Below are 26624 nucleotides of genomic sequence, written 5' to 3'. Positions count from 1 at the left end.
CCCCTATCTGCTCGCTCCAGGGTCTCGGGCCAGCACGATGCTGGTCACGAAGGCGTTATCACAGGACGTGATGGTTTTAGCCTTCGTTCCTCTATTGCTGATCCCCAAGGAGTCGCCTAGCCTCCACTCCAATCAACTTATATGCAATGGGATATTTTTCAATAATTATCATTTATCTTTAAGTGATGAACCTTATAAATATCACTTCCAAAAATCATCAAATATTGTAATTGGCATATGACGTTTGTGCTGTGAACGTAAATAGTGCCCTTCTAATGTTTTACGAGCATCTTCAGGGATTTCCTTCCCCTCCAAATAATCATCAATTTGGTCATACGTTAAACCAAGAGCTACTTCATCTGGTAATGAAGGTCGATCTTCCTCTAAATCCGCAGTTGGTACCTTTAAATATAAATGCTCCGGGCAATCAAGCGCAGCTAGTAACTGCTTACCCTGACGCTTGTTGAGACGGAAGATTGGCATTAAATCCGCACCACCATCCCCAAATTTTGTGTAAAAACCTGTAATTGCCTCCGCAGCATGATCGGTCCCTAGCACAACAGCATTATTCATAGCAGCAATAGAATACTGCACCTTCATTCGCTCACGTGCCTTTTCGTTCCCTTTGGAAAAATCGCTTAGTTCAATACCTGCATTCGTTAATGCTCTAACACTTGCATCGACTGCATCTTTAATGTTGACCGCATAAGTCTTCGTAGGTTTTATATAGTCAATCGCATCCTGACAATCCTTTTCATCCACTTGCACACCATATGGTAAACGAACAGCCCAAAATGAGTACTTCGCTTCTCCCACCTCGGCATTTAATTCATCAACTGCAAGCTGCGTTAATTTTCCAGTTAACGTGGAGTCTTGACCACCTGATATCCCAAGAACAAATCCCTTTACAAAGCTATAGCGACGCGCATATTCCTTTAAAAAATCAATGGATTTGCGAATCTCTTCCTGTTCATTAATAGTAGGTAACACACGTAATTCCTTAATGATTTCTTGCTGTAATGTCATTTTGTCCTTCACTCCTTACGCTTTACAATCGATTGACCATTTCACTTACTTCTTCAATATTACGCATTTTATTATTCCAGCATTTTTGGCTTAAATCGACTGGGTATTCCTCAGGATTCATGGCACGTTTATATTCATCCCATAACAATTCTAAATTATTAGCTGCATAATCACGCATTTCTTCCAAAGTAGGATTTTGATAATGTATTTCTCCATTTTTAATCACATGATGATGTAAATCCTTAGCTTCAAAGTTTGTTACAAATTTTGATACGAATGTATGAACAGGGTGGAACATTTTAATTTTTTTCTCTGATTGAGGATTTTCATCTTGCATCGTAATGTAATCTCCCTCGGCCTTACCATTCTTTCTATCAATAATGCGATATACATTTTTAAGACCTGGCGTCGTTACCTTTTCAGCATTCGCTGAAATTTTTATCGTATCTTCTAATTGCCCATCGTTATTTTCAATAGCGACCATTTTATAAACAGCCCCTAAAGCTGGTTGGTCATATGCAGTAATGAGCTTTGTACCAATTCCCCACGCATCAACTTTTGCACCTTGAGCTTTTAAGTTTAAGATCGTGTATTCATCTAAGTCATTTGATACGATAATTTTAGCGTTCTGGAAGCCTGCCTCATCTAACATACGACGCGCTTCTTTTGACAAGAAAGCTATATCCCCACTGTCTAAACGAATTCCAATAAAATTAATTTTGTCACCAAGCTCTTTAGCCACTTGAATCGCTGTTGGCACACCCGATTTTAACGTATTGTAAGTATCTACAAGGAATACGCAATCACGATGACGTTTTGCATAGGAGTGAAATGCATCATAATCATTTTTATAGGCCTGTACAAGTGCATGTGCATGTGTACCTGATACCGGTATATTAAAGAGTTTACCTGCTCGAACATTACTAGTTGAAGCAAAACCACCAATAAACGCCGCACGCGTTCCCCAAATTGCTGCGTCCATCTCCTGAGCACGTCGTGTGCCGAACTCCATCGCCACTTCATTTTTTATAATTTGTTTAATACGACTCGCCTTTGTTGCAATCAAAGTTTGGTAGTTCACAATGTTAAGTAATGCGGTTTCAATTAGTTGCGCCTCCACTAAAGGCGCTTCAATGCGAATAATTGGTTCATTAGCGAAAACAGTTTCTCCTTCCACCATCGAATACATATCCCCTGTAAAGCAAATATTTTTTATATACTCGATAAAATCCTCTTTATAACCAACCTCTTCACGTAAATACGTTATGTCCGAATCAGTAAAACGAAAATCACGTAAATATTCAAGAATTCTCTCTAACCCCGCAAAAATTGCATAACCATTGCCAAAAGGTAATTTTCTAAAATATAGTTCGAAAACTGCTTTTCTATTATGTATACCATCAGCCCAATATGATTCTGCCATATTGATTTGGTACAAGTCCGTGTGTAGCGCTAAGCTATCATCTGCATAGTTTGATCTCACAAGAAACCCCTTCTTCCGCTTTGATAATTAGTCCTAGTATACACTATATACCCAAATTCTTGCGTATTACATCATCCTACTTTAATGTTAGATTTCCTCACATGAATAATCAGAAAATTTCGAATCGTACATATTTTAGACACATTTTTTAGTACCGCTTTCATTCCCCTTTTAAAAACCTTTTCAGCAAACTATTACGAAAGACGAAATATACCCTGTGATAAAACATAACATGAACATTCAGAAAAATATTGCGCAGTTTTTCATAGCGTTTTAACATGTAAATTAAATTTACTCAAGGAGCTGATATTGATGAAAAAAATAGAAGCAATCATCCGCCCCGAAGTTTTCGGCGCTGTCAGAGACGGACTTGCACAGGAAGGTATCGCAGGGCTCAGTATTACAGAAATTGCTGGCTGCGGTCGTCAATTAGGGCGTACAGGTTTATTTCGCGGAAATACCTACGAAATTGAATTTTTACCGAAGTTGAAATTAGAAATGATTGTTGATGATGAAAAAGTAGATCCTATTGTTGATGTTTTGTTACGTAAGGCAGTAACCGGCAAGGTCGGTGATGGTAAAATATTCATTTATCCAGTAGAACAAGCAATTCGTATCCGCACAAAAGAAGTCGGATCAATTGCAGTAGAATAAGGGGGCGATATATATGGATGAAATAACATTATCTATAAATTTAGTTTGGATGATGCTCGGTACAATTTTAGTCTTCTTTATGCATGCAGGATTTGCGATGGTTGAAGCTGGCTTTACACGCTCAAAAAACGCAGTCAATATTATTATGAAAAACTTCCTAACTATTTCACTTGGCGGTATTGTCTATTTTCTTTGTGGTTACGCTATTATGTTTGGTGATACGGCTGGTGGCATCTTCGGTTCAAGTGGCTTTGCCTTAAATGGTGTAAATGATCTTTCCTTCTTTATTTTCCAAACGATGTTTGCAGCAACTGGAGCAACGATTTTATCAGGAGCAGTAGCAGAACGTACTAATATTTTTGCTTATATCGGAGTTATTATTCTTATGTCATCATTTGTTTATCCTGTTGTTGGTCATTGGGTTTGGAGTGGCCAAGGTTGGTTAACAAATCTTGGTTTTATCGATTTTGCTGGATCTACCGTTGTTCATTTAACAGGTGCAGTTGCGGCATTTGTAGCTGCGGTAATGGTCGGTCCTCGTCTCGGTAAATATGAAAACGGTCGTGTTAACGTTATTACAGGACATAGTATTCCATTAGGAGCTTTAGGCGTTTTTTTACTTTGGTTTGGTTGGTTTGGCTTCAATGGCGCTTCAACATTAGCCGCTGACCCTAAACTTGTTCCTAGCGTAATCGCAAATACATTTTTCGCTGCTGCTGCAGGAGTTGTGGTTACTGCCCTTTATACTAAATTTCGATATGGCCATATCGATGGCTCACTCACATTAAACGGTGCTTTAGCAGGGCTTGTAAGTATTACCGCTGGTGCCGCTAATGTTAGTATTGTCGGTTCAATCAGTATCGGATTAATTGCTGCTCCATTATTGGTCGAGGGTGTCCGCTTTATTGAATGGAAATTAAAAGTCGATGATCCTGTTGGTGCGATCGCTGTCCATGGTATCTGTGGTATTTGGGGTACTCTAGCAGTTGGTTTGTTTGATATTGGTGGTCAAGGATTATTTTACGGGGGAGGTTTTGGCCTATTAGGAGTGCAAGCCGTAGGGGTTATTGCTACAATTGCCTGGGTTAGCATTTCAGTAGCAACTGGTTTACTTATTATAAAAGCATTTGTACCATTACGTGTTTCTGCTGAAGAAGAAGTCACTGGCCTAGATGTCACCGAACATGGTGCTCCGGCTTATGAGTTTCAGGATATCTTCAAAGGCTCTGCCGTACGAGGAGAAACATTTGCCCAACGTTTAACTCATTTCGGTAAAACAAATAACAATGTCCACGAGGAACATATATAGTGTTCAATAAACTTCTGTTTCTTTAATACAAAAAACAAGAATCTGCAATCCCTTTGGCGAGCTGTTTCCCAACAGGTTATGCAGATTCTTGTTTTAAGCTCTTTCTAGCTCCAGTAAAAATTCTTTCATAGCTAGTCCACTACGAAAGCCTGTTAGCTTACCATCTTTTCCAATTACACGATGACAAGGAATAATTGCTAATATCGGGTTGGCACCGATTGCACTGCCTACAGCTCTTACTGCTTTCGGATTACCAATTCGGTGTGCAATGTCTGAGTACGTTGTCGTTGTACCATATGGTAGCTCCTTCAATGCATTCCATACTGCTAGTTGAAATTGTGTCCCTTTGACATGTACTGGCACATCAAATTCTGTAAGCTCTTTATTAAAATAAGCCTTTAATTGCTTAACATATCGCTGTAACTTTTCTTTATTCTCTTCAAAGCGATAGCCTTTAAATGGCTTTTTTGCCCACACTTCTACCTCTTCAAATGATGCATTCGGTGTCCCTATATACACAAGACCTTCATCTGAAGCAACGATATACATATCACCTTGTGCATATGTTAATGTATCTACATATAATACATCCATTCTCTATCCCCCTTTACTTAATTACTACACACTGCCTGTAAATGACTTTAGCTTCCCTTTGTTTCATGCTACAGTTATTTTACCTATTAGTATAAAGGAGTTTTAACTTTATGAATACTTCATATGAGCCTGCCATTCACTTTAAACAGGTCACCTTTTCATCGAATGACAAAATGATATTAAAATCGCTTACTGGTTCATTCCCAAAAGGAAAAATCACCACATTAGTCGGCCCTTCAGGTGCTGGCAAAACAACTCTACTCAAATTGTGCAATGGACTATTATCTCCTACAGATGGTCAAATATTAATTGATAATCAAAACATTTCTACTTACGAGCCAACCGCTTTAAGAAGGTATGTGAGTATGGCTCTTCAAGCGGCCCCTATGATAGAAGGAACTGTATTTGACAATCTTGCACTCCCTCGTTCGTTACAAGGAGCAAAGCTTACAGAGCAAGAAGCTATCCAATATTTACAAGACGTTGGACTAGATCAAAGCTTTTTACAACGCCCTACGAATAAATTATCAGGTGGACAACGACAAAAAGTCTCTATTGCAAGAACACTTATTAATCAGTCCTCCATTTTATTGCTAGATGAAATCACATCTGCACTAGACCGTCAATCCGTGAAGGAAATTGAGACACTTATTACTACAATTAATAAAAAGTTTAACGTCACAATCATTTGGATCACTCATAATTTACAGCAAGCGCTGACAATCGGACACTATACTTGGGTCATGATGGACGGAGAACTAATTGAAACAGGAAAAAGCTCCTTACTTAACGCACCTAAAAATCCACGTGTCGCTGAATTTGTACAGGGGGTGAATGTATGACGTATACTTCTCTTTCCTTAACGTTAATTTTTGTTTTAATTCCTCTTCTATTGTCAAAAACTTTAAAGCTAGGACTTGAAAAAGATACACTCATCGCTACTATTCGTTCTATTATTCAACTACTTGCTGTCGGTTACATTTTAAAATTTGTCTTTGATGCTCAAAGCTATATTTATATTTTCCTTATGGTTTCTTTAATGGTTATAGTAGCAACACTAAATGCTCGTAAAAAAGGGAAAGGTATTAAAGGTATTACATGGAAAATAGCGCTAACTCTTATTGTAGTAGAATTTGTTACGCAAGGAGTATTGCTTGGTTTTGATATTGTACCTGCAACAGCACAGTATATTATTCCAATTAGCGGCATGATGATCGGTAATTCAATGGTATTATCGGTTCTATTTTTAAACCGTTTTACATCGGAAATTGCAAGTCATCAGAACGAAATTGAGTTAATGTTATCGCTTGGCGGCACACCAAAACAGGCTATTCATCGACAGCTAATGAATGCGATAAAGGCCAGTATGATTCCTACAATAGAAAGCCAAAAAACAATTGGTCTTGTTCAATTACCAGGTATGATGAGTGGCCAAATAATCGGCGGAGCAGATCCTATTCAAGCGGTGCAATTCCAACTATTAATCATTTTCGCCCTGCTAACAGCAGCGACATTATCAAGCATTATGATAGGTTTTTTAAGCTATCCTGCACTTTTTAATGAGCGCATGCAACTACTTGAAGTGAAATAATTGTTATAGTAAAAACAATATTTATTTTCTAAATTGTGCTATAATATAGAAAAAAAAGAAATGCAGTGAGGAGAATGACCATGTTATTACGCGATTTTTTCATCCATTTATCTGAAAACCAACTATTAAATAGTGCTGCAAAAAAATACGGACTAAAATTAGGAGCACAAAGTGTAGTAGCTGGTACAAATATTGAAGAAACGATTGCGAGCATCAAAGAGCTTAACGCACATAAAATCTCTTGCACAGTAGATAATTTAGGGGAATTTGTTTCAACTGAAGAAGAAGCAACAAAAGCTAAAGAGCAAATCCTTGCTGTTATTGAGGCTATTCATGAAAACGGCGTTGATGCACATATTTCGTTAAAGCCATCTCAATTAGGTTTAGATATTGATGTTGATTTTTGCTACGATAATTTATATGAGATTGTAGAAAAAGCAGCAGCATATGATATATTCGTTAACTTTGACATGGAAGACTATGGTCGTTTACAAACATCCTTTGATATGGTCCAAGAGCTATCCAAAACATTTAATAATGTAGGTACTGTTATCCAATCTTACTTTTACCGTGCTAAGGACGATATCGAAAAATTCAACGACTATCGCCTTCGTATCGTAAAAGGTGCTTATAAAGAGCCTGCAGAGGTTGCTTTCCAAGATAAATTAGATATTGATTTAAATTTCATCGAGTTAATCGAATATCATTTACTACATGGTAAGTTTACGTCTATCGCAACACATGACCATAATGTTATTGCGCACGTAAAACGTTTTGTAGCTGACAATAATATTCCACTTGATAAATTCGAATTCCAAATGCTTTACGGCTTCCGTACAGATATGCAAAAAGAGCTTGCAAAAGAAGGCTATAACTTCTGTGTATATGTACCATTCGGCGAAGATTGGTATGGCTACTTTATGCGCCGTTTAGCGGAGCGTCCTCAAAATCTTAATCTTGTTACTAAACAAGTATTTACGAAAAAAACGAACACAGTCCTTGCTGTAGCAGCAGGTGCATTCGTTCTTGGACGTTTAACAAAACGCAAAAAATAAGGTCACATAAAGAAGCCAGAAGCTTAATTAAATATGCTTCTGGCTTTAGTTGTGGATTTTCAAACTCTGCGTGTCATAAAAATAATCAGTGGGGATGAAAAAAGCCCCCCACTGATTAAAGTTTTATATTATTCAACATGTAAAGCAATAGTTGAAACAATTGCTTCTGCTGCATATTCCCATTTACCATCAATAAAACTACCTAATTTTTGCCCAAGTTCTTGTATCATTTCAAGCGTAACCGGGATATCATTCTTCTCTGCTAATGTAGCAAGAAATGGAGCAGATAAACTTGTCCAACCTCCACGGTCAATTTTAATCTCTACTTGCTTTACTTCTCCATTTTCTATATCAATACGGTAGTACAATTGATCATCCGGACGCCAGCTTAAGTGATGGGATATTTGCCCATTTACAACTGTTAGATCATTCTTTTTCGAAATAGAAGCTGGTTTTACATTAAATTCATGACCTAGTACATTTAATTTTTTAATTTCAGGACCGACTAATGCCGCCTGAACAGCTAGATCCATATTACTTTGTAATGGGATAGATGTCTCTGTCTCAACTACTGGATCAACCATATCGTTGCTTGCAGCAAAAACGGCTGAAGGATATGCGCTAGTAACGACAAATGTTGTTGCTAATAATGCTGTTGAAGTTACTTTCATAATTTTGTTCATAATTATTTCCATCCTTCCCATTAAAATGATTACTGTTTTCTAAATTTTATCATTAGTAGTCTAAATATACAATATGCTAATATATTTTTTAAATGACAAAAGGCACTGAATTTAAATAATTCAATGCCTTTTGTCTATTTTTATTCCAAACACTTTCTTAGGTATAAGGATATTCATGATAGGTTCTTAAGCTATTTATTTATTCCATCCTTTTTCTTTAAAGCGTGCAATGGCTTCTATACGATTCCCAACATTTAATTTTTCTAAAATAGTGGAAATGTAGTTGCGGACAGTCCCTGCCGATAAAAATAATTCTGCAGCAATTTCTTTTGTCGTCTTTCCTTCTGCAACAAGTGTCAGTACTTGGCTCTCTCGGTCAGTTAAAGGATTTTCACTATCATCCTCATAGACAAAATCAACGAGTTCAGGCGCATATATTCTTTTGCCGTCCATAATTGTACGAATGGCACTGACCAATTCTTCTATCGGACTATCCTTTAGTAAATAGCCACGAACGCTAGATTTTCTTGCACGTTCAAAATAACCCGGCCTTGCAAATGTCGTTAATATAATCACTTTACAATCAGAACCTGTGCAATGCAGTTCCTCGGCAGCATCCAATCCTGTTTTCACAGGCATTTCAATATCCATAATACAAATATCAGGCTGATGCTCTTCAACAAGCGCCAATGCTTCTTCACCATTTTTTGCTAATCCAACGACCTCCATATCATCCTCCATACTAAGTAATGAACGCAGTGCGCCTAGTAGCATACCCTGATCTTCAGCAATTACAATTCGTATCATGTCGCAATCCTCTTTTCTATATGTTCTTCAGATTTCCTTTGACCTTCTGATGCGTAATCGCCACTGGAATCGACACTGTTAATGTAGTGCCTACTTCACTCTCGATTTTAAAAGAACCGTTTATAAACTCTAACCGTTCTCGCATTCCCTTTAAACCGTTACCCGTTTTCCAAGCTTGCTTTTTGGTGATTCCTTGCCCATTATCACGAACAACTAAATATACTTCCTTAAAATTTTGATGGAAAGCAATTTCACATTTTGTAGCACCACTATGCTTAACAACATTATTAACTGCCTCTTTTAAGCACATGGATAATACATTCTCCACAAGTGGCGGAACTTGTAAAGTATCTTTATCACCTTCAAATACAAACTCCATTTCAGCAGCCTTTAATATTTGAGAAATACGCATAAGCTCGTCCTCAAACCTAGCTGTTCGCATATCCGATACTAATTCACGTACCTCTTTTAATGCGATACTTGCCGTTTGACGAATATCCTTAATCTCTGTTAGAGCTTGTTGTGGATCACGTTCAATTAATCTTGAAGCTAAGTCGCTTTTTAAGCCTATCATCGATAACTTTTGGCCGAGAGTATCATGTAAATCCCGTGCAATACGTTGGCGTTCCTCAAAAACAATTAACTCAGCTATTCGTTCATTAGCAGTCTCAAGCTGCCCCTCTAAATTTTCGCGTTTATTTTTTGCATAAATCGTTAGTGGAAGTAGCACAATCGCTAGAATCGTTAAAACAACAAATGGTAGTTGTGATAAAAACAAGTGTAGCTCAACGAAAAAGCCAACACCCGTAGAGATAACCGTAAAGCCAATATGTAGTCCATACATAATATAGAAGCCAACAGGTTTACGAATATTTCCAATGAAGAAAGCTGTGAAAATCGATAAATACACATAGCCATATAATATGGTCATAACGATATTAATGACCATTTCAAAGCTAATCCACATGTAAACAAGACCGTTTTTCGAATTCATGGAAAACCGATAGAAAATAAAATATAGCATTAAAAATGTAATACCTACTGATATTTCTATATACGATGATTTTCTAAAAATGAAGAAAAACGGTAGGAAACAGAAAATAATCCATAAATATATACTGAGCATTGGACTATTCGGAATAATACTGTGCCATTTCCTCATTATAATCTCACGCTCTTTCCTACTTTTCCCTTATTATAACAAGAAAATTAATTTTATGCCTTGCACATGGTTATTAATGCATTATCCACATAATAACATTCCCCGTAGTAATGGGCTCATTATCATAACGTGATGTTGGATTTCCGTTCCGGCTAGGCGCTTTCCTGGGGGCGTCCGATGAGCCGCTTCACTCGCGTTGCTCGCTCCAGGGTCTCGGGCCAACACGAGGTTGGTCACGAAGGCGTTATCACAGGACGTGATGGTTTTAGCCTTCGTTCCTCTATCCGCTAATCCCCAAGGAGTCGCCAAGCCTCCACTCCAATCAACTGATATACAAGCTACGTATTAAAAATGTAATCCACAACTTTTGATAATGAGCACAGTAATTGCTTCATCCTCAATATATGTTTTATTTACGTAAAACAGCCATCCCTTCGAAGAGATGGCTGAAAAAATTCTACTAAGCAGCAATACTGCTTCTTGCTTTTCGTTTGATTATTTCATTAACTTCTTTAAAGGTTACAAACTTGCCTTGATCTTCATCGTATAACTTATAGCGTAATGATTCTAGGCTTGTACGTAACGTAATAGTCGTTGCAGTGTGTAATGGCGGTATGTCATTATGCGCCTTTTCAAGATTATAGTTCGGTACACGTGGTGCTAAATGATGTACATGGTGGAAGCCAATATTGCCTGTAACCCATTGTAATAGCTTTGGTAATTTATAATACGAGCTACCTTCAACAGCGGCCTTTACATAATCCCACTCTGAGTCATGCTCAAAATAAGAATCTTCATACGTATGTTGGATAAAAAATAACCAAATGCCAAGAGAAGCAGCAACAAACAATGTTACTACATGCACTAATAAAAATGCTTGCCACCCCATAAAGTAAATTAAGGCAACACAGATTCCCGTGATGACTACATTTGTTAGATAAGTGTTAAAACGTTCTTTCTGTTTAGCGTCATTTCGATTACGACGGTTTAAAATTAACACCATAAATAGCGGACCTAAGCCAAACATTACGAATGGATTACGGTAAAAACGATACCATACACGTTGCCCTTTAGATGCTTGTAAAAATTCTTCCACTGTCATCATATCAATATCACCGATACCACGCTTATCTAAGTTCGAGCTAGTTGCGTGGTGAATTGTATGCTCACGTTTCCATTTTTCATATGGGAATGATGTTAACACCCCAGTTACAAAACCAACCCAGTCGTTTGCTTTTTTACTTTTGAAAAATGAACCGTGTGTACAATCATGGAAAATAATAAAAGTTCGTACGACAAATGCAGCAGAAATTACACTTAAGCCAGCTGTCAACCATGGTGAAACATCTACTAACATATAACCAGCTACCCATAGGGCGATTAAAGGTACAATTGTATTTACCATTTGAAAGATACTTTTAGCTGTGTCAGACTTCGCAAATGGCGCTACGTCCTGGCGCAGTTTTTTTGTTTTTTCTCGATCTGTTGCCATTGTTTTTACTCCCTCGTTTCATTTTTTCTTATGACCTCATCATAAAACAAGAGTATAATCATGCAACAGAAGCAAACATCATAAAAAGGATATGACATTTGTCATACCCTTTATCTTTTCGTCAAAAGAATAAACATTAAATAATTTGTATCAATAAACTAAGGTTGATTTTCACTCCGAGTTGGCGCTTTCCGCGGGCTTGGCTTCAATCTCCTCGTCACTTCGTTCCTGCGGGGCTTTCAGCGCAAGCTAATCCCGCAGGAGTCGCCACTCTCCGTGAAAAATCAACAACTCCTCATCATTAACATAAGTAGACAAGCTAATCCAAAAGAATAAAACTATTTATTAAAATACGATACTCCTCTCAAAATGCTGAATGTCGGGGTCAATTATTATTCAGCTTTATGCAAATAAACTAGAGTTTGCCCTCAATATGAAAGAATATGACATGTCATACCCTTCTATACTTTTGGTCCGGTTAACTGTAGCTGATAAAATACAAGATCTAGCCACTGTCCAAATTTATAGCCTGCATTCTTTATTGTACCCGCGTATTCAAAGCCTAGTTTTTCATGTATTTTAATGCTTCCGATGTTTTCACCATCAATGCCCGCTACGAGTGTTTTCACACCTTGCTCTTTGGCAGTTCGAATTAGCTCTTGCATTAATTGTGACGCTATCCCCTTTTGGTAATGATCCTTATGCACATATACAGAGTGCTCCATTGTGTGCTTATAACCTGGATATGGACGGAACTGACTATATGTTGCAAAGCCGGCTACTGTGCCATTTACATCAAACACTAGCAGTGGATTTCCGAATGTTTGCTGCTCCGTGAACCATTGTCTTTTTTCTTCTAACGATTGTGTTTCATATCGATAAACGGCTTTGCTCGTTAAAATAATGTCATTGTAAATATCTAAAACACCAGGTAAATCTTTCTCTTCCATCAATCGAATCATCATGCTCACGTCCTACTTCAATTATGCCGAGGCTTTAACCTCATTACATAAAGTTATACCACTTTTTTCTAGCATTACACATTAAAATATCGAGCATCTGGATGTGCAAAGACAATTGCTGAAACAGAAGCTTCCGGCTCCATCATAAAGCCTTCCGTTAAGTGAACACCAATGTCCTCTGGTTTTAATAAGCCAAACAATTTCTCTTGATCCTCCAAGTTCGGACATGCTGGATAGCCGAATGAGAAGCGCTGTCCTTGATATTTTGCCGCGAAACGATCACGCATTGTAAAATCTGTTGCATCTGGGAAGCCCCATTGATCACGAATTTCTTGGTGCATACGCTCTGCAAAGCCTTCCGCAAGCTCAAGGGCTGTAGATTGTAATGCATGACTTTCAAGGAATTTCCCTTCCTCTTTTAGCTGACGAGCCTTCGTCATAACCCCTTGGCCAGCTGTTACCACCATTAAGGCAATATAGTCCATTTCACCGCTTTCAACTGTTTTCAGGAAATCTGCAAGACATAAAAACGGTTCAACTTGTTGACGTGGGAAGGTAAATCGTTCAATTTCTGTTTTGCTATCTGCTGGATCATAAACGACTACATCATCCCCATCGGCTTGTGCAGGGAAAAACTGATACATACCTGATGGTTTCAATAGGTCCCTTTGTAAATAATCGTCGACTAACTCTTTTAACTCCGTTGCTCTTGCATCGCCAGCATCAAGTAATTGCTGCACTTGACCTTTTAAGCCTAGGTGATGTCCTAGTAATGTCCGCATATTAACATATGGATATAAATGCGAAACAGCATATCCTCTCTTTACATGGCGTCGCACATCTGCTGGTAGAAAGACAGACGATTCCTTTATTGTACGTACAGGCTTTACTGTTACTTCTTTTGTAGGGCGAGCCGCTCTTTTTTCGTCTGCCTCTAAGCGTTTTTCACGAGATTCCTTAATTTCAGCTAAGAAATCTGCACGTGTATCTGTCCCCATTAGCCGATTTGCCTGCTCTAATCCTTGCATCGCATCCTTTGAATAAATGACAGGTCCATTATATTCGCCAGCAATTTTTGTTTCAGTAAAGCGACGGGATAATGCCGCTCCCCCTACTAAAATAGGTACGTCAATTCCCGCTTCTTTAAAATCCTGAGCTGTAATAACCATTTGCTGTGCTGATTTTACAAGTAAGCCTGAAAGCCCGATGAAATCTGGCTTCTCCTTGCGAATCGCTTCTATTAATTGGGAAGGTGTTACTTTGATACCCAGATCAATGACCTTAAAGCCATTATTACTTAAAATAATATCGACAAGGTTTTTCCCAATATCATGCACATCGCCTTTTACAGTTGCAAGAACCATCTTCCCCTTGCCAGCACTCTCTTCATCTTTCTCCATAAATTGCTCTAAATGTGCTACTGCTGCTTTCATAACCCCTGCTGATTGTAATACCTCTGCTACGATGAGCTGATTATCGTTAAATAAGCGGCCAACCTCTGCCATTCCATCCATTAAAGGTCCATTAATAATAGCAAGCGGCGTTTCGAAAATTTCACGAGCAGCCTCTAAATCCTCAATAAGCCCTTCCTTTGTACCTTCTAAAATATAGTAAGCTAAGCGACCTTCTACTGTTTTAGGGATATCTTCCTCTGTTTTTTCCTTCTTTTTATCGCGATAGAAATCCGTGAAGACGGCTAATGTCTCATCATTTGTATGAAAGAGTAAATCATTTGCTAGCTTAATCTCTGCCTCAGGAATAGATGCATAACGTTCTAGCTTCTCCGTATTCACAATTGCATAATCTAAACCAGCCTGTGTACAGTGATATAAATACACGGCATTCAATACTTCACGACCTACTGGTGGTAATCCGAATGAAATATTACTTACACCAAGCACCGTTAATGTACGTGGCATTTTCTCCTTAATAAGGCGAATTCCTTCTACTGTTTCAAGCGCCGAGCCAATATACTGCTCATCTCCTGTACCTACTGGGAACATTAATGGGTCAAAAATAATATCTTCAGGAGCAATACCCCATTTTTCTGTTAACAATTTATAGGAACGTTCAGCAATCTCTAGCTTGCGATGTCGATCAACCGCCATGCCTTGCTCATCAATTGTCCCCACTACTAAAGAGGCCCCATATTTTTTCACTAGCGGTAAAACTGCGTCAAAACGCTCCTCACCATCCTCTAAGTTAATAGAATTAATGATAGCTTTCCCTTGAGAAAACTTAAGTGCTTCCTCAATTACTTTTTCATCTGTCGAGTCAATCACAAGAGGTACTTTTACTTTTTTTACAACCTCCTGCATAAAGCCACGAATATCCGCTAGTTCATCGCGGTCAGGATTTGCTAAACAAATATCGATAACATGTGCTCCATTTTTCACCTGAGCACGCGCGATTTCTGCCGCTTCCTCAAACTTCCCATCAATAATTAAATTTTTAAACTTACGAGAGCCGATGACATTTGTCCGTTCTCCAATAAATAATGGACGCATAGAGTCGTCATACACCAATGGCTCTATCCCTGATACTACATGACCATGGGTTGCATCTGGTAATTGGCGAGGCTTTTCGTCCTTTAGCACCTCTCGGATAGCCGCAATATGTGCTGGCGTTGTACCGCAGCAACCTCCGACAATATTTAGCCAGCCCTTTTCTGCAAAGCCTTTTAGCTTTTGTGACAATGAATCAGGTGACTCATGATAGCAGCCTTCCTCATCTGGTAAGCCCGCATTCGGGTAACAGCTAATATAGCCTGTTGAAAGCTCTGCTAATGAACGAATATGATCAGTCATAAACTCTGGTCCAGTCGCACAGTTTAAACCAACTGATAATGGTTTAATATGCTCGATGGAAATGTAAAAAGCATCAATTGTTTGACCAGCCAGTGTCGTTCCCATCGGTTCAATTGTTCCCGATATCATCACAGGTAGCTCTTTTCCCGTTGCTTCAAAGGCACGAGATACCCCCAATGTTCCTGCCTTAACATTTAGCATATCCTGACTAGTTTCTAGCAACAGAACGTCCGCCCCGGCTTCGATTAATGCCTTTGCCTGAACATAGAAGTTTTCCTCTAACTCATCAAATGTAATACCACCTGTAACCGATAAGGTTTTTGTAGTTGGTCCCATAGCCCCCGCTACAAAACGTGGCCAGTCGGATGTTGAAAACTCATCCACTACTTTGCGTGCAATTTCTACAGCGCGTTTATTAATCTCTTCCGCTTTCGCACCAAGATCATATTCATTTAATACAAGTGGAGTACTTCCAAATGTATTTGTACAAATAATATCTGCTCCAGCCTCTAAATATTTTCCATGAATTTTTTCAAGCACATCTGGTCTAGTTAGCACGAGATTTTCATTACAGCCATCATATTCCTCGCCGCCAAAATCCTCTGCTGATAAATTTTCATTTTGTAGCATTGTTCCCATTGCGCCATCAAGAATTAATATTCGTTTCTCTAGTTGCTCTTCAATCATGTGCTTAGCCATTTATACTTACCCCTTTTTTCTGTTCATCCAATTGCTCAATAAATTTCATTAATTCTAGCGTCATATCATAGCGTAAAAATGGTGTGATGAGGTAAATACCATTGAAATATTCCGCTGCTACTTCTACTAATTCTTTAGCAATTGCAATTCCTTCTAGTGTTGCGCGTTCCTTATCATCGCCACAAGCCCTCATACGTGCTAATGCATCATCAGATAGTTTGATGCCTGGCACTTCATGATGTAAGAACTCCGCACTTTTATAGCTCGTTACTGGCATAATGCCTATATAAATTGGTGTTTCTAAATGCTTTGTCGCCTCGTAAATTCCCACGATTTTTTCCTTTGTATAAACAGGCTGTGAAATAAAATAATCTGCCCCATGTTCAATTTTCTTTTCTAATCGAGAGACAGCGCGATCTAGTACACGTACATTAGGATTAAATGCAGCCGCTACAGAGAAATTTGCCTTTTTACGAAGCGGTTTCCCTGAGAACGATACACCTTCATTTAATTGTTTTATTAATTGGATCAGCTCCATTGAAGATACGTCATAAACGCTAGTTGCTCCTGGGAAATCGCCTACCTTTGTCGGATCTCCAGTAACTGCTAAAATATCATGAATCCCTAGTGCATTTAATCCCATTAAATGTGATTGAAGACCAATTAAATTACGATCTCGGCATGTTATATGGGTTAACGGGCGTACCCCGTGTGTTTCTTTCAGTAAGGCACCCATTGCGACATTACTAATCCTTGGAGAAGCAAGAGAGTTATCGGCCATCATGACTACATCTGCGCCCGCCTCATATATTTTTTTTGCACCTTCAATAAAGCCTTCAATTTCTAAATGTCTTGGCGTATCTAACTCCACAATAACCGAGCGTTCACGTTTTACTTTTTCATGTAATGGCTCATAATTTGCTGGCTCTGCCTCACGGACAACCTCTACTTTTTCTGGTTTTGCATACTTTTCCTCGACCGGGGATAGCTCCTCTAAGTACTTTTTCACTGCAGCAATATGCTTTGGTGTCGTTCCACAACAGCCACCAATTAAACGTACCCCCTGATCACGAAGCGCTACAGCTGCTCGACCAAAATAATCTGCCTCCGACTCATAAACGACACGCCCATCCTCCAAATCAAGAAGAGAGGCGTTCGGATACGCTGACATAAATGCCTTCTCAGGAAGCTCTACTCCTTCAAATGCTTGTATAGTATGGTGAGGGCCTAAGCGACAGTTAACTCCTACGATATCTGCACCTAACGCTTCAAGTTTATATAAGGCGTTATTTAAGCTCATTCCATTTTGCAAAATTCCGGGTTCGTGCATAGAAACTTGAGCGATAATCGGTAATTTCGTTTTAGCTCGCAGCATTGTTAAAGTCGCCGTTAGCTCTTCAAAGTCATAATAAGTTTCAAGTAAAAGACCATCTGGATTTCCTGCCAGTAAAACTGTTGCCTGCTCATCAACGGTTGCTAAAATTTCTTCTAACGTTGCGTCACTTTTACGAATACCACGGATTCCTCCAATTGTACCTAAAACAAATTGTCCACCATCTGCCGCTGCTCGTTTTGCAATCGTTATAGCAGCTTCATTAAACTGCTGTACACGAGATTCTAACCCATAGCGGGCTAATTTTATGGCATTAGCTCCGTAAGTATTCGTCTGAATAATATCAGCACCAGCTGCAATATATTCTCTATGAATCTTTTCAATTAATTCAGGTCTCTGTACATTCATTTCCTCATGACAGTACTCCAAGCCGTAGCCGTATAAAACTGTACCAATTGCACCATCTGCTGTTAGAACTTGCGTTTTTAACCTTTCAAGCAATTCCATAAAACTAACCTCTCTTCCCTAATCTTTAAAATAAAAAAAAGCCTTCTTTCATAAAAAAAGAAGGCTTTTACGTCATTTCGTAATTGTTTTCCTTCTCATCTTCGACACACGGTCTTCTGGATTTAGCACCTGACATTAAGTTGGTTGCTGAAGCTTCATAGGGCCAGTCCCTCTGCTTCTCTTGATAAGAATTTAGTATGAATTTTTTAAATAATTAAAAGAATCATATCGTTTACGAACGATTGAGTCAAGACTATTTCACTGAACAAAGGATAATTTTTACGAAATTTATAATATTTTGATTTATATCAAACAATTACGATAGTTTTTCTACAAGTTCTTCACCAATTTTTTTACCGTTTTGAATACATGCACCTATGCCTACTCCAAAATATGAGCATCCCGCTATTGATAAATTTGGATAGTTTTTCTCGAGCTCTTGTAAGAGACCTTGCAACGCTTCACGATGTGCCAAGTCGTACTTCGGCATCTGGTCGATCCATTTTGTCACGTCAACAACAGTTGGTTTTTCCTCAATCCCCAAGCTTTTTCTTACATCCTCAAGAGCAACTGCTGCTAACTCTTCATCTGTCATCATACGCAATCTCTCATACTCAGGGTTAATGCTCTTATAAAAAAGTCGTACAAGTAATTTCCCTTCTGCAGAGGTATGTTTCCACTTGCGGCTTGTCCACGTTGCTGCATTACAAATAACATCCGAATTATGTGACACAATATAGCCTGTTCCATCTGCTGGCAATCTATTATCGGGAACATCAAATCCTAAATAAATCGTAATGGCGGATGCAGTATTAAATTGTTTAAAATAGCCGTTCAACGATTCATCCTGTAATAAGCTTTGTACCGCTTCATTTGGCAGTGCCAATACAACATGATTTGCTTCAATCATTTTACCGTTTGCTAACGTAACAGAGTATAGATTCTCCTGCTTTTTAACACTAGTAGTGGCAATCCCTTTTATAATTTCTACATCCGTTAATGTTTCTTCAAGTCGATCAATTAGTGACGATAAACCATTTTTAAATGAAATAAATTTTTTGTTGGAGGCTTTCACAAATTGTTTCCTGTTTGCATCAAAACCTTTAATAATACTACCGTAATCGTTTTTGTAATCGATTAAATACGGTAAAGTCGAAGCAATTGAAAGTTGATTTAAATCTCCAGAATATACACCTGCAAGTACCGGCGCTATTTGGTTTTGAACAAGCTCCTCACCTAAATAATACGTTAAAAATTCCCCAATCGAGCTTTCTTTTGTAAACCTTTCATTCGGCATTGTTAAATCCTTTAACGCTTCTTTTTTACCTTCCTCAGATACAAGCGTGCTTTCCTCGAGAGATTGTAGGCTCATAGGAATACCGAACGTTGAGTCTGCTGGGATAGCATGTAGCTCATTATTTGTGTAAATATACGAAATACCTGTTTCGTTGTACACAAGATTTTGTTCAAAGTTTAGTTCCTCTACTAACTCCATGACACCTTTATGACGCGCTACAATAGAATCTGCTCCAGTTTCCATGATGAAGCCTTGTTCATATGCAGAGTGAAGCTTGCCACCAAGGTATGTATTTTTTTCAACAAGTACAAGTTTTACATCTAAGTTTTTCTCCTGAACTTGGCGTTGTAAATAATGCATCGTACACAATCCCGTAATTCCGCCACCTAATACAACAACTGTTTTCATATTAACCGCCCCTATTTTTAGTTCTTTATTTAGTATAAACTTTTTTTATCAAAAATTACGTTAAACCCTTTACAAATTTAGCAAAAATGGAGCTATCCAGCACATTGGACAGCTCCATTTTTTTATATTCAAATAGCATATATTCGCTAGAGGCTTTTATCTCCATAACGGAAATTATATATAAACAATTAATATAGTGTTATTTGTGCCTTAAAGTGTGTAGCGCCTTAATAGGAAACAACAATTTTCTTTGCCTTTTGCTTTTCTCTTCATTAATTTAAATTTTGTGCAAAGCTAGCTAGTTTTCCAGCTGAGTTTTTCACTTCGTTAAAGGCAATACCTAATTCACTTAGTACGTCTACTATTGCTTGTACTTCTTTTTCCATCCGACCATTTTGGTCTTTCGCCTCGGTCATAGCTTCTAATATGTTAGTAAATTGCCCTTCCGTTTGAACCATATTTCCCTCACCAGACGCTACCTCTTCTTGAATATTACTAAGCGACTGAACAAGTTTATCTGTCCGCTCATTCGTTCTATGTAGTAACGTTGCTACCGATGTGACAGATTCCTTTGTTTGATTCGATAGTTTTCTCACTTCATCTGCAACAACACTAAAGCCTTTACCCGCTTCTCCAGCACGAGCCGCTTCTATTGCCGCATTTAAAGCCAACAAGTTTGTTTGATTAGCAATATTTGTTACAACATTCATAATCGATTCCATTTCCTTTGACATATCTGTCAACTGTGCAATATTTTCTGCTATATCATCAAGCGAGCAAATAATAGTATTCATATTTTGCGATTGACTCTTTAATCGTTCACGACCTTCTAATGCCTGACTCTCAGCCATAGTCGACACTTGAAGTGATTTTTTCGCTAGTTGCTTAATTTCCTCTGATTGTCCACTTAAGCGATGAAATGAATTGTTCGTTTCCTGAGATATTGTGGCAAGACCTTCCGAAGACTCTACGATTTCTTGCTCTATCGCTTCTTTTCTACGTTCCATTTTTTCATGAATTTGCTCAATTGTATGCTCAAACGCCTCTAAAACCAATTGTTGCTCAAAATTAGAAATTTTTGAGATTGCTCGAATTGTATTAAGCTGATCCATTGGATGATTAACATGTTCTTCAACCAAGTCAATAAATGATGCTGTTAAATCTTGGAATGCGCAAATATACCATTGTGTTTTTAGCCCAATATGGACATGCACTTTAGCAATTTTTATTCGTCTTTGATAAAATTCATCATCAATCGTACCATTAAACATTTCAATAATATGACGTCGTAATGTAATTTTCAGCTTCTCCACGGAACTATGTTTATTAATAATATCTACTAAACTACGTTCAGTTCCAATCATTTCATAAAATCGATTAACAATATTATCAATACTGCCTTCTACAAAAGGTTGAAAGGCTTTTAAATATTGTAAATCCCTCTTTGTCAATTTGAGCAAATCAATTTGCTTTTTTATTGAATGGCAATTCGCTAAATCCATTTTTACAATGTATTGCTTTAAATCTAACGCCGTTGTCTTTCTCTGTTTTTGAAAGATCACACATTTACCCTCTTTCATGCTGTGTACTTTTGAAAAGCTGAGAAAAATTTAATTTCGTCTACCAAAAATATAAAAGATTAGGAAGATTTCATCCCCAACTTTTAGTGATAAGCCATCACATTACTTATGACGCTGATTCCTGCTACGGGCTACAATCAGCTAAAAATCGCAATCTTTTTACTAGCTATTGCTTCTAACTACTCTTTCAAAATCACTCATATACATTATACATTTTATAAATAGCTGTCAATTTTCGGGTATACATTTTTTTCCTTAAATTATATAAAAAGTCCCTGTTATCTAACCTATTATCTAAAGCAGTAAAAAAGCTACCACAATACTTTTGGGTAGCCAATTTACATCATCTCTATTTTTTTATCCTTATTTTTTCCTTGTTTTAGTTTGAAATAATTACCGATTTGTTGATTTAATATTTTTACAATCAGTCATTTGTAGTGATATACACCTACAAAACACCCTTGAATAAGAACCTAAGACCTGTATACAAAATATCGATAATCAAATCTAAATACCTATTATTTTTTAATAAAAAATACTTACATTCCTTTCAATTCTTGCAGTATAATTGCAGCCTCCTCACTTCCTGCTTCTGCTGCAAGTCCATACCACTTTATAGCCTCTTTAATATTTCTAGCTATTCCTTCTCCTTTATTGTAAATGTGCCCTAATTGTAATTTAGCTTCCGAATCGCCTTGAAGAGCAGCCTGTTTAAACCAATGAATACCCTTTTCAATATTGCGTATACCTGTTAACCCCTGGCTCCAAATGAAGCCTAAATCATAAAAGGTATCTACATGATATTGCTCTGCAGCTTTTTCATACCAATATAATCCACGGTTCACATCTTTCGTTTGCCCTAACCGTCCCTCTAAATAGATTCCTCCAAGCCTGTATTGCGCTTCAACATAGCCTGCTTCAGCAGATCCTCTATAGTAGCTACATGCTTGCTCCTCATTTTTGTCGATTCCTAATCCCTGCTCGTAAATAATTCCGAGGGTAAACATAGCCTCTGCCACACCTTGTTGTGCAGCGAAGTCGAACCACTTCTTCGCAAGTACCAAATTTTCTGGTACTCCCTCACCGTTAAAATACATATCTGCTAAATTATTCGCAGCATCTGGATGCCCTTGATTTGCTGCAGCCTCATACAATATAAAAGCTCTATTATAGTCTTCTTGAACACCTAGACCTTCAAAATAAAAATTACCAAGTGCATACTGTGCATCGGCATTTCCTTGTGACGCTGCTAACTCAAACCACTTTATTGACTTTTCTGGTCGGAAATATTCGCCGTCAACTGCACTATAATATTCTCCAAGCTGAAATTGTGCATCAGCATCCTGTTCCTCAATGGCATCTTTGTATAAGTCAATGATTTCCTCATGATCTAGATCTTCTTCTTCAAACGCCTCAACCTGTTCATTTTGGTGAATAAAATACCATTCCAATATATCAAGTACATCATCTACAACTTCGTTGCAATTGGATAACCTCTCCAGTGAAGAAATTTGCCAAATAAAAATATAGATAGGGAGTGGAATTGCATCACGCAGTAAATCATCATATTCAGCTAAAAGCGTTAGCACATTCTCCTGTACTGACTTCGTCTGTTCTGGATGTATAATTTGTAAGTGTCGTTGTTGATTCTTTTTCAACAGTCCTTGCACAACTTGATATAGTATTTTGTGCAAGGTTGCTAATTGTACTTGTTCGACTGTTATTAAATTTATGTTTTGCGCAAACCATGTATCTTGTGTTTGCGTGAGCTTTTGCAGAGATACAATTCGCTCTTTATTTTTTTTTGCTAAAAATTGCCCATACATTCATTTCCCCCCTTGCACGCTATCTTGCCACTATTATATGGAAGACAGTTCTAAATTGGTTACACATATGCTCTCAAGATTAATCCAATGAACAATGTAATAAACAAAAATACAGTGACATTCATCCATTTATACATTTCTAATAATCCGATAAATTCGCGAGTAAATGCATTAGGTACATAATAAAAGGCAGTCTTCGAACCAACACCTTGTGCATCAAGCTTCGCCTTTTTTGCATAAATACTTGCACGAAAAACATGAAAATTATTCGTTACGAATATGGATCGATATTTCTTTCCTTGAGCATGCTTATCCATAATTTTTTTAGAGAATGCCATATTTTGTTCAGTATTTGTAGATTGATCTTCCATTAATACTTTTTTAGCTGGTATTTGATGTTCGTCAACTATATATTTTTTCATGGCATATGCTTCTGATACTTTTTCATCATGCCCCTGCCCACCTGAGACGATAATGGTAGGTCGTTCTCCATATTTTTGAAATTGCTTTACTGCCTCATCTAAACGGCTAGCTAAAAGTGGTGGCACTTTATCTCCAATTAGTCCTGATCCTAGCGCAATAATATAGTTAGGCTCATACAGGATCGGCGTAAAATGATATAGAGTCGCGTAGGCCATTATGCTTGTATATAAAAACATTGTATAGCCAAAAACCAAAAACGCATAGAAGAAAAGAATGTGCCAAATTTCATGTTCGATATTCATAAAAATTACAAATACATACCAAATCATCATAATAAAAAAGCTCAAGCCAAAAACAGCTAACAATAGATTACGGACTTTACGGCCTTCTTTTTCAAGTAAAACTTTACTATTAAAAAACGTAGCGATCGATAAAATAAACATCATACTCGGGAAACTTCCTAGTATAATAACTATACCCATCTTCGACACAATCCCCTGCTCATTCGGGAGAAGTATAGGATGACTAATTATTGTACTTAAAATATACACTCCTAAAAGGCCAAGAACTACTGCATTGAGAAAACGTCTTTTTTCCGTTATATATAATAGTAAAAAAATCGAAATTAATAGTAATAATGTTGAAATCATCGTCTCACTCCTTTCTTTTTATATACAATTTTTAATGCTATCCTTATAACGCTGTATTGGTTTCCATTCCGACTGGGCTCAGCGCCCAACCTCCACTGCAATCAACAATATACAGCATACATTATAAGTAGTGCATGTCTAAAATTTGGTGATGAGCACTGACACTTCTTGTTCAAATTTGTTGATATCCCTAAATTGATCGAAGCGTTTATTTTATTTATCGAGAAAGTTCATGTAAAATTACTATTAAGAACTAGTTTAGACAAAACTAAAAATTATATTGGAGGAATACAAGTAATGAAAAAAATCCTTGCCGCTCTTTTTGCAGCGACACTTATGTTGGCATCTGTAGGTGCAACATTGTTCATCTCAGATACACCAACTGCAGAAGCTAAATCCTATAAGTCCGGTAAAAAAGGCTTCTCAAACAATAATAATAATAATAATAGCTCAAATTTCCAAAAATCTCAGGATAAATCTAAAGATCAAAATAATACAACAACAAATAAAAGCACAAACAAAACGGATTCAATAGCTAAGAAAGGCGGCTTCTTCTCAGGCGGCCTTATGAAAGGCTTAATGCTTGGTGGCTTAGCTGGTTTATTATTCGGAAGTCTTTTCAGTGGTATGGGTATGCTTGGTAATATTTTAGGCTTATTAATTAACGTTGCAGCCATCATGGTTATCATAATGCTAGTTGTAAAAATCGTTAATATGTTTAAAGATAAAAAACGTAAAGAGGAAGCACAATGGCACAAATAATTAATGAGCAAGATATTATAAATGCAATTTGCTTATCTCAGGCCTACTATAAAAACATTCGCCCTGAGGATGTACTTGTAGAACTAACATACGATGATGACACAGGCTTCGGTGCAGAAGTTGAAACTAATGGTCAAATCGAGATATTCGATACAGCAGCAATGATTGGCGCACTACGTGTATGGATTAAAGATGTCCTACATGGTGATCCATTTTCAACAGGCATCGAACTCGTTCTGGACGATGAGGAAGGTATTATTGCTAGACTATCGTAAATAAGTAAAGAATGAGGCTGGGACATAACTAGCTTCAAACAGTCAAATTGAGTGCGCTCAATTAATATGGTACCTGTAGTTAGGACACTTGAAAAAGAGTGTTTTATCTACAGGTATTTTTTATATACTTGGAATTCAAGATACAGGGATAAGTTGACAATATTAGTACGATAACATTTTCAACGAAAGAGATAAAAATACTTCAAAAGAATCCTAATGTACAACGTGTTAGCGAAAGAGCTATTACCTATACCTATACTGACGCCTTTAAAAATGAATTTATGGATGAGTATATGGCTGGTAAACTCCCTCTTCAATCAGTGTATAAAAAATCTGCTTTCTTTATGTCGAAATTTGCTTAGCGTATGTTTTTCGCTTTTTGTTGGTAGGACCCCCGATTATCAATGAATTCCTGAGTTCAGAGGAAATTCAAAGTAAAATTGATGGACAACGATCTAAAATTATCATTAGAGGCAGAGATAAACAAAAAATAAATTAGATTGTGTTATGTGTTAATTTTGAAGATGATTTAAAAAAAGCCTGTTTATTGCAAAATAAAAGTGCAGACTTGTGCAACGTATTTGTACAAAGTCTCGCACTTTTTTAATGCAAAAAAAAGACTTGCCTGCCACCCCAAGTCCCTCTACTGTAAGGGTGTCGAATCTTCAACAGTGGAGGAATGAAAGGATTCTAGCAATGTCTGAAGCCAATTGTATCAATGCCATCTGAAAATCAGGAATGCTTTTTAAGTGGCATAAAGCTGCTCTTTAAACAAGCTGAGGGTGTGCCACCTGTCATTAAAGACTTGAATGATTTAACAGAACAACTCGCGAATAAGATGGTAGAAGACCGAAACAGAATTCACTATCGAAGAAACAAACCAATTGAAGATCTTTTGGCAGCACGAGAAACAACAGCTATTAAAGTTACCAGGAAATGATTATCCCGTGTTTAAACAACTACCTATAAATACAATGAGAGTTTAAATTAGACAAACATTTGATTCATGTACCAAAAGCGAGGAATTATCACAGAATTGAGCTTCAGGAAGCCCACTTCTTCAAAGGTGGGAGGAATGAAGTGCTTTTTTCTTTATAGAACATATGTTTATATTGTATATTGTGAATAATCAAAAAATAAAGGAGTGACGGGTAATGACGAAAGGGAAGAAAGATTGTTTTATTATAGAACTCAAGTTACTTGTAGATACATGGCAAAAGGATATCCTATTAAAACGTT

Annotated in this window: 22 protein-coding genes and 1 riboswitch; of the genes, 8 read left to right on the top strand and 14 right to left on the bottom strand. The window is 37.5% G+C overall.

Features of this window, described 5'->3' with window-relative positions:
* Window positions 1-201 precede the first annotated feature (201 nt).
* Window positions 202-1026, bottom strand: coding sequence for an ammonia-dependent NAD(+) synthetase (nadE, locus tag ACIQ7T_RS25220; protein WP_370082957.1), 825 nt, complete (start codon window positions 1024-1026; stop codon window positions 202-204).
* 22 nt (window positions 1027-1048) lie between these two features.
* Window positions 1049-2509, bottom strand: coding sequence for a nicotinate phosphoribosyltransferase (locus ACIQ7T_RS25215; RefSeq protein WP_402874576.1), 1461 nt, complete (start codon window positions 2507-2509; stop codon window positions 1049-1051).
* A 312-nt stretch (window positions 2510-2821) separates the two neighbouring features.
* Between ACIQ7T_RS25215 and ACIQ7T_RS25210 the strand changes: the two genes are divergently transcribed.
* A complete protein-coding gene (locus tag ACIQ7T_RS25210; protein ID WP_370082959.1) occupies window positions 2822-3163 on the top strand; it encodes a P-II family nitrogen regulator in 342 nt (113 codons plus the stop codon).
* Between the two features lie 13 nt (window positions 3164-3176).
* The gene (locus ACIQ7T_RS25205) at window positions 3177-4472 is read left to right on the top strand and encodes an ammonium transporter (RefSeq protein WP_370082960.1); all 1296 of its coding nucleotides are present in this window, start codon (window positions 3177-3179) and stop codon (window positions 4470-4472) included.
* Between the two features lie 93 nt (window positions 4473-4565).
* Here the strand turns inward: ACIQ7T_RS25205 and ACIQ7T_RS25200 are convergent, their stop codons facing one another.
* Window positions 4566-5066, bottom strand: coding sequence for a methylated-DNA--[protein]-cysteine S-methyltransferase (locus ACIQ7T_RS25200; protein ID WP_370082961.1), 501 nt, complete (start codon window positions 5064-5066; stop codon window positions 4566-4568).
* A gap of 110 nt (window positions 5067-5176) precedes the next feature.
* On the opposite strand from ACIQ7T_RS25200, the gene ACIQ7T_RS25195 reads away from it, so the two are divergent.
* The 3 genes from ACIQ7T_RS25195 (at window position 5177) to ACIQ7T_RS25185 (ending at window position 7712) form a co-directional block, all read left to right on the top strand.
* Entirely contained in the window at window positions 5177-5908 is a 732-nt protein-coding gene (locus ACIQ7T_RS25195) for an ABC transporter ATP-binding protein (protein ID WP_370082963.1), read from the top strand.
* On the top strand, window positions 5905-6657 hold the full coding sequence (locus ACIQ7T_RS25190; protein ID WP_370082964.1) for an ABC transporter permease: 753 nt from the start codon (window positions 5905-5907) through the stop codon (window positions 6655-6657). Before ACIQ7T_RS25195 ends, ACIQ7T_RS25190 begins: the two co-directional genes overlap by 4 nt.
* A gap of 80 nt (window positions 6658-6737) precedes the next feature.
* Window positions 6738-7712, top strand: coding sequence for a proline dehydrogenase family protein (locus ACIQ7T_RS25185; RefSeq protein ID WP_370082966.1), 975 nt, complete (start codon window positions 6738-6740; stop codon window positions 7710-7712).
* Window positions 7713-7840: 128 nt separating this feature from the next.
* On the opposite strand, the gene ACIQ7T_RS25180 is transcribed toward ACIQ7T_RS25185, so the two are convergent.
* From ACIQ7T_RS25180 to ACIQ7T_RS25130, 11 genes are all read right to left on the bottom strand, one after another.
* Window positions 7841-8395 (bottom strand): methyltransferase, encoded by a 555-nt coding sequence (locus tag ACIQ7T_RS25180; RefSeq protein ID WP_370082968.1) that lies wholly within the window; start codon window positions 8393-8395, stop codon window positions 7841-7843.
* A 195-nt stretch (window positions 8396-8590) separates the two neighbouring features.
* Window positions 8591-9202: a response regulator gene (locus ACIQ7T_RS25175; protein WP_370082970.1), complete on the bottom strand. Its 612-nt coding sequence runs from the start codon at window positions 9200-9202 to the stop codon at window positions 8591-8593.
* A gap of 16 nt (window positions 9203-9218) precedes the next feature.
* Window positions 9219-10364 carry a sensor histidine kinase gene (locus ACIQ7T_RS25170; protein WP_427448457.1) on the bottom strand — a complete coding sequence of 382 codons (1146 nt, stop codon included), beginning with the start codon at window positions 10362-10364 and terminating at the stop codon, window positions 9219-9221.
* A gap of 460 nt (window positions 10365-10824) precedes the next feature.
* A complete protein-coding gene (gene desA / locus ACIQ7T_RS25165; RefSeq protein WP_370082972.1) occupies window positions 10825-11856 on the bottom strand; it encodes a Delta(5) desaturase DesA in 1032 nt (343 codons plus the stop codon).
* A gap of 461 nt (window positions 11857-12317) precedes the next feature.
* Window positions 12318-12818 (bottom strand): GNAT family N-acetyltransferase, encoded by a 501-nt coding sequence (locus tag ACIQ7T_RS25160; protein ID WP_370082997.1) that lies wholly within the window; start codon window positions 12816-12818, stop codon window positions 12318-12320.
* Window positions 12819-12892: 74 nt separating this feature from the next.
* Window positions 12893-16324 carry a methionine synthase gene (gene metH, locus ACIQ7T_RS25155; protein ID WP_370082974.1) on the bottom strand — a complete coding sequence of 1144 codons (3432 nt, stop codon included), beginning with the start codon at window positions 16322-16324 and terminating at the stop codon, window positions 12893-12895.
* Entirely contained in the window at window positions 16317-18164 is a 1848-nt protein-coding gene (locus ACIQ7T_RS25150; protein WP_370082976.1) for a bifunctional homocysteine S-methyltransferase/methylenetetrahydrofolate reductase, read from the bottom strand. Before ACIQ7T_RS25150 ends, metH begins: the two co-directional genes overlap by 8 nt.
* Window positions 18165-18256: 92 nt before the next feature.
* Window positions 18257-18355: riboswitch (SAM riboswitch) on the bottom strand.
* 125 nt (window positions 18356-18480) lie between these two features.
* Window positions 18481-19869 (bottom strand): protoporphyrinogen oxidase, encoded by a 1389-nt coding sequence (locus ACIQ7T_RS25145; RefSeq protein WP_370082978.1) that lies wholly within the window; start codon window positions 19867-19869, stop codon window positions 18481-18483.
* A 272-nt stretch (window positions 19870-20141) separates the two neighbouring features.
* Complete coding sequence (locus tag ACIQ7T_RS25140; protein WP_402874567.1) at window positions 20142-21431, bottom strand: protoglobin domain-containing protein; 1290 nt, start codon at window positions 21429-21431, stop codon at window positions 20142-20144.
* 557 nt (window positions 21432-21988) lie between these two features.
* Window positions 21989-23275 (bottom strand): SEL1-like repeat protein, encoded by a 1287-nt coding sequence (locus ACIQ7T_RS25135; protein WP_402874564.1) that lies wholly within the window; start codon window positions 23273-23275, stop codon window positions 21989-21991.
* Between the two features lie 59 nt (window positions 23276-23334).
* The gene (locus tag ACIQ7T_RS25130) at window positions 23335-24348 is read right to left on the bottom strand and encodes a YdcF family protein (protein WP_402874561.1); all 1014 of its coding nucleotides are present in this window, start codon (window positions 24346-24348) and stop codon (window positions 23335-23337) included.
* Between the two features lie 297 nt (window positions 24349-24645).
* Between ACIQ7T_RS25130 and ACIQ7T_RS25125 the strand changes: the two genes are divergently transcribed.
* From ACIQ7T_RS25125 to ACIQ7T_RS25115, 3 genes are all read left to right on the top strand, one after another.
* Window positions 24646-25110: a hypothetical protein gene (locus tag ACIQ7T_RS25125; RefSeq protein WP_402874558.1), complete on the top strand. Its 465-nt coding sequence runs from the start codon at window positions 24646-24648 to the stop codon at window positions 25108-25110.
* Complete coding sequence (locus tag ACIQ7T_RS25120; protein ID WP_370082988.1) at window positions 25098-25385, top strand: DUF2653 family protein; 288 nt, start codon at window positions 25098-25100, stop codon at window positions 25383-25385. The genes ACIQ7T_RS25125 and ACIQ7T_RS25120 overlap by 13 nt, the downstream gene beginning before the upstream one ends.
* Before the next feature lie 718 nt (window positions 25386-26103).
* On the top strand, window positions 26104-26325 hold the full coding sequence (locus tag ACIQ7T_RS25115) for a hypothetical protein (protein ID WP_370082989.1): 222 nt from the start codon (window positions 26104-26106) through the stop codon (window positions 26323-26325).
* Window positions 26326-26624: the final 299 nt, after the last annotated feature.

It is taken from the genome of Lysinibacillus sp. NPDC096212, assembly GCF_044763105.1.
GTDB lineage: Bacteria > Bacillota > Bacilli > Bacillales_A > Planococcaceae > Lysinibacillus.
This window is presented reverse-complemented; position numbering and strand designations above follow the sequence as displayed.